Consider the following 6,898-nt stretch of genomic DNA (forward strand, 5'->3'; position numbering starts at 1 on the left):
GTGCGGGGCCTTCCCCCTGCTAGCAGCTCGTGCGAGCTACCAGGTCAGTTCAAGATCAGGCGTTGATCTTGACGACCTGGCCGGCGCCGACGGTCCGGCCACCCTCACGGATGGCGAACTTGAGGCCCTCCTCCATGGCGACGGGCTGGATCAGCTCGACGGACATGGAGGTGTTGTCGCCCGGCATGACCATCTCGGTGCCCTCGGGGAGGGTCACGACGCCGGTCACGTCCGTGGTACGGAAGTAGAACTGCGGGCGGTAGTTGTTGAAGAACGGGGTGTGACGGCCACCCTCGTCCTTCGACAGGATGTACGCCTGGGCCTCGAAGGAGGTGTGCGGCGTGACCGAGCCGGGCTTGATGATGACCTGGCCGCGCTCGACGTCCTCGCGCTTGATGCCACGGAGGAGCAGACCGACGTTCTCACCGGCCTGGCCCTCGTCGAGGAGCTTGCGGAACATCTCGATGCCGGTGACCGTGGTGGTGGTCTTCTCGGTCTTGATGCCGATGATGTCGACGGTCTCGTTGACCTTGAGGACACCACGCTCGATACGACCGGTGACGACGGTGCCACGACCGGTGATCGTGAAGACGTCCTCGATCGGCATCAGGAACGGCTTGTCGACGTCACGCTCGGGCTGCGGGATGGACTCGTCCACGGCCTTCATGAGGCCGAGGAGCTTCTCGCCCCACTCCTTGTCGCCCTCGAGGGCCTTGAGCGCGGAGACGCGGACGACCGGCAGGTCGTCGCCCGGGAACTCGTACTCGGAGAGGAGCTCACGGACCTCGAGCTCGACGAGCTCCAGGATCTCCTCGTCGTCCACCATGTCGGCCTTGTTCAGGGCGACGACGATGTACGGAACGCCGACCTGGCGGGCCAGGAGCACGTGCTCCTTGGTCTGCGGCATCGGGCCGTCGGTGGCGGCGACCACGAGGATGGCGCCGTCCATCTGCGCGGCACCCGTGATCATGTTCTTGATGTAGTCCGCGTGACCGGGGCAGTCGACGTGGGCGTAGTGACGCGACTCGGTCTGGTACTCGACGTGCGCGATCGAGATCGTGATACCGCGCTGGCGCTCCTCGGGAGCCTTGTCGATCTGGTCGAAGGCCGAGGCCTCGTTCAGGTCCGGGTACGCGTCGTGCAGCACCTTGGTAATGGCGGCCGTGAGGGTCGTCTTACCGTGGTCGATGTGACCGATGGTGCCGATGTTGACGTGCGGCTTAGTCCGCTCGAACTTCGCCTTCGCCACTGGGGTCCTCCTGTGGAGTGGTTCTGAACGCCTTGCTTCATCGGCGCCAGGTGATCTTTGCTGGGGTGCCGCCCGGCAGGGGGTGTCCTTCTCGGGACGGCCCCCCACCGGTCGGTGTCAAGCCTAAAGCGTGTGAACGCGGTGCGTTGAACGCGGTTGCGTTACTCGCCCTTGGCCTTCGCGATGATCTCCTCGGCGACGTTCCGCGGAACCTCGGCGTAGGAGTCGAACTGCATGGAGTAGCTGGCACGGCCGGACGTCTTGCTGCGCAGGTCGCCGACGTAGCCGAACATCTCCGAGAGGGGCACGAGGCCCTTCACGACGCGGGCACCGGCCCGCTCCTCCATGGCCTGGATCTGGCCACGGCGGGAGTTGATGTCGCCGATGACCTCACCCATGTAGTCCTCGGGCGTGGTGACCTCGACGGCCATCATCGGCTCGAGGAGCACGGGCGAAGCCTTGCGCGCGGCCTCCTTGAAGGCCTGCGAGCCGGCGATCTTGAACGCGAGCTCGGAGGAGTCGACCTCGTGGTAGGCACCGTCGAGAAGAATGACGCGGACGCCCGTCATCTCGTAGCCGGCCAGGATGCCGAACTGCATGGCCTCCTGCGCACCGGCGTCGACCGAAGGGATGTACTCCTTCGGGATGCGGCCACCGGTGACCTTGTTCACGAACTCGTACGACGCCTCGCCGCCCTCGATGGGCTCGATCGCGATCTGCACCTTGGCGAACTGACCGGTACCACCGGTCTGCTTCTTGTGGGTGTAGTCCACGCGCTCGACGGCCTTGCGGATCGTCTCGCGGTACGCGACCTGCGGCTTGCCGACGTTGGCCTCGACCTTGAACTCGCGACGCATGCGGTCGACGAGGATGTCGAGGTGGAGCTCGCCCATGCCACCGATGATGGTCTGGCCGGTCTCCTCGTCCGAGTGGACCTGGAAGGAGGGGTCCTCCTCCGCGAGACGCTGGATGGCGACACCCAGCTTCTCCTGGTCACCCTTGGACTTGGGCTCGATCGCGACCTGGATGACCGGCGCCGGGAAGTCCATGGACTCCAGGATGACCGGGTTCTTCTCGTCGCACAGCGTCTCACCGGTGGTGGTCTGCTTCAGGCCCATGACGGCGACGATGTCGCCGGCGCCCACCGAGTCGATCTCCTCACGCTTGTTCGCGTGCATGCGGTAGATCTTGCCGATGCGCTCCTTCTTGCCCTTGACGGAGTTCAGCACCGCGGTGCCGGCCTCCAGGCGACCGGAGTAGATCCGGACGAAGGTGAGCTTGCCCAGGTGCGGGTCGCTCGCGATCTTGAACGCGAGGGCGGCCAGCGGCTCGTCGTCGGACGGCTTGCGCTTGACGACGACCTCGGCGTCCTTGACGTCCTGGCCCTCGATGGCCTCGACGTCGAGGGGCGACGGCAGGTAGCGGACGACGGCGTCGAGCAGGGGCTGGACGCCCTTGTTCTTGAACGCGGTGCCACAGAACACCGGGGTGACCGTGGTGTCGCCGCCCTTGCCGGAGGCGATGGTGATGCGACGGATCGCGGTGTAGAGCTGCTCCTCGGTGGGCTCCTCGCCCTCGAGGAAGAGCTCCATGAGCTCCTCGTCGTTCTCGGCGACGGCCTCGACGAGCTTGGCGCGCCACTCGTCGGCGAGCTCCTGCTTGTCGGCCGGGATGTCGACGACGTCGTACATCTCGCCCTTGGTCGCCTCGGCGGACCAGACGAGGGCCTTCATCTTCACGAGGTCGATGACGCCCTGGAAGTCGGCCTCGGCACCGATCGGGAGCTGCATGACGATCGGGGTGGCGCCGAGGCGGCCCACGATCATCTCGACGCAGCGGAAGAAGTCGGCGCCGGTCCGGTCGAGCTTGTTGACGAAGCAGATGCGCGGAACGCCGTAGCGGTCCGCCTGACGCCAGACGGTCTCGGACTGGGGCTCGACACCGGCCACGCCGTCGAACACGGTGACAGCACCGTCGAGCACGCGCAGCGAACGCTCCACCTCGACGGTGAAGTCGACGTGGCCCGGCGTGTCGATGATGTTGATCGTGTGGTCGACGTTCTCGAGCGGCCAGTGGCAGGTGGTGGCAGCGGACGTGATCGTGATGCCACGCTCCTGCTCCTGCTCCATCCAGTCCATCGTGGCAGCGCCGTCGTGGACCTCACCGATCTTGTACGAAACGCCGGTGTAGAACAGGATCCGCTCGGTGGTGGTCGTCTTGCCCGCGTCGATGTGGGCCATGATGCCGATGTTGCGCACCTTGGCCAGGTCAAGCGAAGTGGTAGCCATAAGGCTTCAGTCTTCTCTCGGTCTCGATGTGGGTTGCGACTACCAGCGGTAGTGCGCGAAGGCCTTGTTGGACTCGGCCATCTTGTGCGTGTCCTCGCGCTTCTTGACCGAAGCACCCAGGCCGTTCGAGGCGTCCAGGAGCTCGTTCATGAGGCGCTCGGTCATGGTCTTCTCGCGACGGGCGCGGGAGTAACCGACGAGCCAGCGCAGCGCGAGGGTGGAGGCACGACCGGGCTTGACCTCGATCGGCACCTGGTAGGTGGCGCCACCGACACGGCGGGACTTGACCTCGAGAGCCGGCTTGACGTTCTCGAGGGCGCGCTTCAGCGTGACGACCGGGTCAGCACCGGTCTTCTCGCGCAGGCCCTCCATGGCGCCGTAGACGATGCGCTCGGCGGTGGAGCGCTTGCCGTCGAGCAGGATCTTGTTGATCAGCGACGTGACAAGAGGAGAACCGTAGACCGGGTCGATGATGACCGGGCGCTTCGGGGCGGGGCCCTTACGAGGCATTCTTACTTCTCCTTCTTGGCGCCGTAGCGGCTGCGGGCCTGCTTGCGGTTCTTGACACCCTGGGTGTCGAGGGAGCCGCGGATGATCTTGTAACGAACACCAGGCAGGTCCTTCACACGGCCACCACGCACGAGCACGATGGAGTGCTCCTGCAGGTTGTGTCCCTCACCCGGGATGTAGGCCGTGACCTCGATGCCGCTGGTCAGACGCACACGCGCGACCTTACGGAGGGCCGAGTTCGGCTTCTTCGGGGTGGTCGTGAACACACGCGTGCAGACGCCACGGCGCTGGGGCGAACCCTCGAGAGCGGGCGTCTTGTTCTTCTCGACCTTGTCCTGCCGGCCCTTCCGGACCAGCTGCTGGATCGTAGGCACTACTTCTCCGGTTTCTGTGTGCCGTAAGTACTACTAACCTGGAACATTCACCGACCCACGCGGTCGGGCGTGTCGGATCCGGCGGACCTCCGCTGAGCGCGGAAAGGGCGCGGATCACGGTGGCCGGTCTTGGACTCACCGTGCGGTTGTGGACACGCACAGGAGCCCAGGCACACCCCAGGCACAAGGCATGAGCGTACCTATCGCACGGACTGCGGTCAAAAGAAAAGGACCCCCGCCGCCGGGCCGGGCCCCGATGGATCTTGGGACCGCCCCGGTGGAGGGCGTCGGACCGCACCGGTGAAGCACATCCGCGGCCCGCTGTCCACCGCACGCGGCGGCCCGCCGCGGGCCCGCGGTTCAGTCGCGGGCGGTGCGGCGGGACTCGGCGCGCGACTCCTCGGCCTCGGCCGCGGTGTCGGGCTCCAGGAACTGGCTGACCACCTTGACGAAGACGCCCATGCGCTCGTCGGGGACGCCGAGCCAGCGGGCGAAGTCCTCCATGGTGGGCTGCCAGTCGGTCGGCGGGAGCAGGTCCGCCGCGAGGGGGAGTTCCTCGGGGGTGACCCGGCCGGAGCGGATCAGCATGTCCCGGACGGAGACCCCGAGGAGCGGGGCGATCCTGCGCATGGTCTCCAGGTCGGGCATGCTCTGCCGCTGGAGCAGACGGGTCACCGCGGCCCGGTGGACCCCGGCCTCGTCCGCGATCCGGGACTTGCCGCCGCCGCGCGGGCTGTCGATGTCGTATCCGCGCCGTCTCATCAGGTCTTCGACCCAGCCGGCGAACTCGTCGAGCCCTTGACTGTTCATGCTCTACCGCTCCCTCATCATCCCCACCCTCCGGGCCCTTCACTCTAGCGTGCTTGCGCGCACGGAATTACGTGCTTTCGGGCACGCAATCGTGTCGAATCGATGAAGACCCCTCCACATCGCTAGTTGCGAGCTCGCACGCAACATGCGAGTCTGCTGACCGCCGCACTCGCCGGCCCCGGCCGCCGGGCCCTCGTGGCCCCGCGCCCGGCGGCCCCGGACCGTGGAGAGAACCGTCTTGTCCCAGCCCGACCCGACCCCCTGGCAGGCCGCCGCCGCGTGCGCCGGCCTCTCCCCGTCCGTCGTCTTCGCCCGCCGCGAGCGGCAGGCCGCCCCCGCCCTGCGGGCCTGCGCCGGCTGCCCCGTCCCCCGCGAGTGCGAGGCGGCCGTCGCCCCCGCCGAGAGCTGGTTCGACGGCGTCTGCGCGGGGCGCCTGTGGCGCAACGGACGCCCGGTGAAGCCCCGTTCGTCCCGATACGCGAAGCCGGGCGCCGCCGACCCGCTCGGCCGCCCGGACCCCGCCGACCCGCTCGGCCCGCTCGACCCCCGTACCGTCGCCGCGCAGCTCGACGCCGTGCTCGTCGCCGCCGCGGGCGACCGCGCCGGGGGCACCGCGTGACCGGGGACGCCGGCGCCGAGGCCGTCCTGCGGGACGTGCTGCTCTGGGCCGCCGCCCTGGTCCGGCAGTTCCCCGAGCTCGCCGAGGAGCTGGCGCCCGGCCGCCGCTCCCCCGCCGGCGCCGCGCCCGCCGCCCCGCGCGCCGGCGACGCCGAACTCCTGCGCCAGGAGCGGCGGGAGGCGCTGCTGCTGGAGCAGCGGCACGGGCTCGCCGTCCCCGGCCACGGCGCCGCCCCGATCCGGCTGCACGTCTCGGACTGCATCCGGGACGTGACCGACGGCGTGGTGGAGCTGGAGGAGGCCGTGTGCGCCCGGCTCGGGCTGCCGCGGCCGCCGCGGGCCGGGGTGACCGACCGGCTGCGCCGGGTCGTCGGGCTCCTCGACTCCGTCGCCGCCCACCCGGACCTGGCCCGCCATGTGCGGGACGAGATCCGGCGGATGGCCCGCCGGTGCGCGCGCACGCTCGGCGCGGCGGAGTCGGTGGTGCGGGTGGCCGGGCGCTGCCCGTGGTGCGACTCGGTCTCGCTGCGCGCCTTCCCGGACCGGCGGGCGGTGCTGTGCGTGAACCCCGCCTGCGTGTGCGCCGATCCGGTGTGCGGCTGCCAGGACGACCCGGCCTACCGGCACCTGTGGCGGGAGGACGCGTGGCGGGAGCTGGCGGACGCCTCCGGGGCCCGCACCGAGGAGATCGAGGCGGCGATGGACGACACCGAGGAGGCCTCGTGCTGAGCACGCCCCACCTGCCGGCCCTGATCCCGGGACCGCTGGCCGCCGAGGAGGCCGGGGTGGCGCCGGCGACCATCCGCAAGTGGGTCCAGCTGGGCCATCTGCGGGCCGCGGGCCGGGCGGGCCGCGCGCAGCTCTTCCGCCTGGAGGACGTCTTCGCGGCGGAGCGGGCGGCCCGGCGCCGGCCCCGTACCGCCTGACCGCCCGACCGCCTGACCGCCCGACCGCCGCCCGGAATCCGGCGGAGGGGGGGCCGCGCGTCAAGGCCGCCGGCGAGGGGCAGCCGCGCGATCAGCTGGGACTCGAGCCTGGATGTGTGGGGT

General features: G+C 69.4%; 8 protein-coding genes. 3 read left to right on the forward strand and 5 right to left on the reverse strand.

All coding sequences use genetic code 11. From position 1 onward, the window contains the following. Nucleotides 1-55: 55 nt before the first annotated feature. The 5 genes from tuf to ACFW1I_RS25875 all read right to left on the reverse strand — a co-directional run bounded on the left by tuf (nt 56) and on the right by ACFW1I_RS25875 (nt 5,231). Entirely contained in the window at nt 56-1,249 is a 1,194-nt protein-coding gene (tuf, locus tag ACFW1I_RS25855; protein ID WP_031012088.1) for an elongation factor Tu, read from the reverse strand. A 161-nt stretch (nt 1,250-1,410) separates the two neighbouring features. Next, the gene (gene fusA / locus ACFW1I_RS25860) at nt 1,411-3,537 is read right to left on the reverse strand and encodes an elongation factor G (RefSeq protein ID WP_189948286.1); all 2,127 of its coding nucleotides are present in this window, start codon (nt 3,535-3,537) and stop codon (nt 1,411-1,413) included. 39 nt (nt 3,538-3,576) lie between these two features. Beyond that, on the reverse strand, nt 3,577-4,047 hold the full coding sequence (gene rpsG / locus ACFW1I_RS25865) for a 30S ribosomal protein S7 (protein WP_030494244.1): 471 nt from the start codon (nt 4,045-4,047) through the stop codon (nt 3,577-3,579). Between the two features lie 2 nt (nt 4,048-4,049). Beyond that, on the reverse strand, nt 4,050-4,421 hold the full coding sequence (rpsL, locus tag ACFW1I_RS25870; RefSeq protein ID WP_003948652.1) for a 30S ribosomal protein S12: 372 nt from the start codon (nt 4,419-4,421) through the stop codon (nt 4,050-4,052). Nucleotides 4,422-4,781: 360 nt separating this feature from the next. Continuing rightward, nucleotides 4,782-5,231 carry a helix-turn-helix domain-containing protein gene (locus ACFW1I_RS25875; protein ID WP_384674233.1) on the reverse strand — a complete coding sequence of 150 codons (450 nt, stop codon included), beginning with the start codon at nt 5,229-5,231 and terminating at the stop codon, nt 4,782-4,784. 238 nt (nt 5,232-5,469) lie between these two features. On the opposite strand from ACFW1I_RS25875, the gene ACFW1I_RS25880 reads away from it, so the two are divergent. Genes ACFW1I_RS25880 through ACFW1I_RS25890 form a run of 3 tightly spaced genes read left to right on the forward strand, consistent with a single transcriptional unit; the run spans nt 5,470 to nt 6,775 of the window. Continuing rightward, the gene (locus ACFW1I_RS25880) at nt 5,470-5,850 is read left to right on the forward strand and encodes a WhiB family transcriptional regulator (RefSeq protein WP_384674235.1); all 381 of its coding nucleotides are present in this window, start codon (nt 5,470-5,472) and stop codon (nt 5,848-5,850) included. Then, nucleotides 5,847-6,578 (forward strand): hypothetical protein, encoded by a 732-nt coding sequence (locus ACFW1I_RS25885; RefSeq protein ID WP_384674238.1) that lies wholly within the window; start codon nt 5,847-5,849, stop codon nt 6,576-6,578. The genes ACFW1I_RS25880 and ACFW1I_RS25885 overlap by 4 nt, the downstream gene beginning before the upstream one ends. Beyond that, entirely contained in the window at nt 6,572-6,775 is a 204-nt protein-coding gene (locus tag ACFW1I_RS25890; protein ID WP_384674240.1) for a hypothetical protein, read from the forward strand. The genes ACFW1I_RS25885 and ACFW1I_RS25890 overlap by 7 nt, the downstream gene beginning before the upstream one ends. Nucleotides 6,776-6,898 lie beyond the last annotated feature (123 nt).

The sequence above is a fragment of the Streptomyces sp. NPDC058955 genome (assembly GCF_042741435.1).
Taxonomy (GTDB): domain Bacteria; phylum Actinomycetota; class Actinomycetes; order Streptomycetales; family Streptomycetaceae; genus Streptomyces.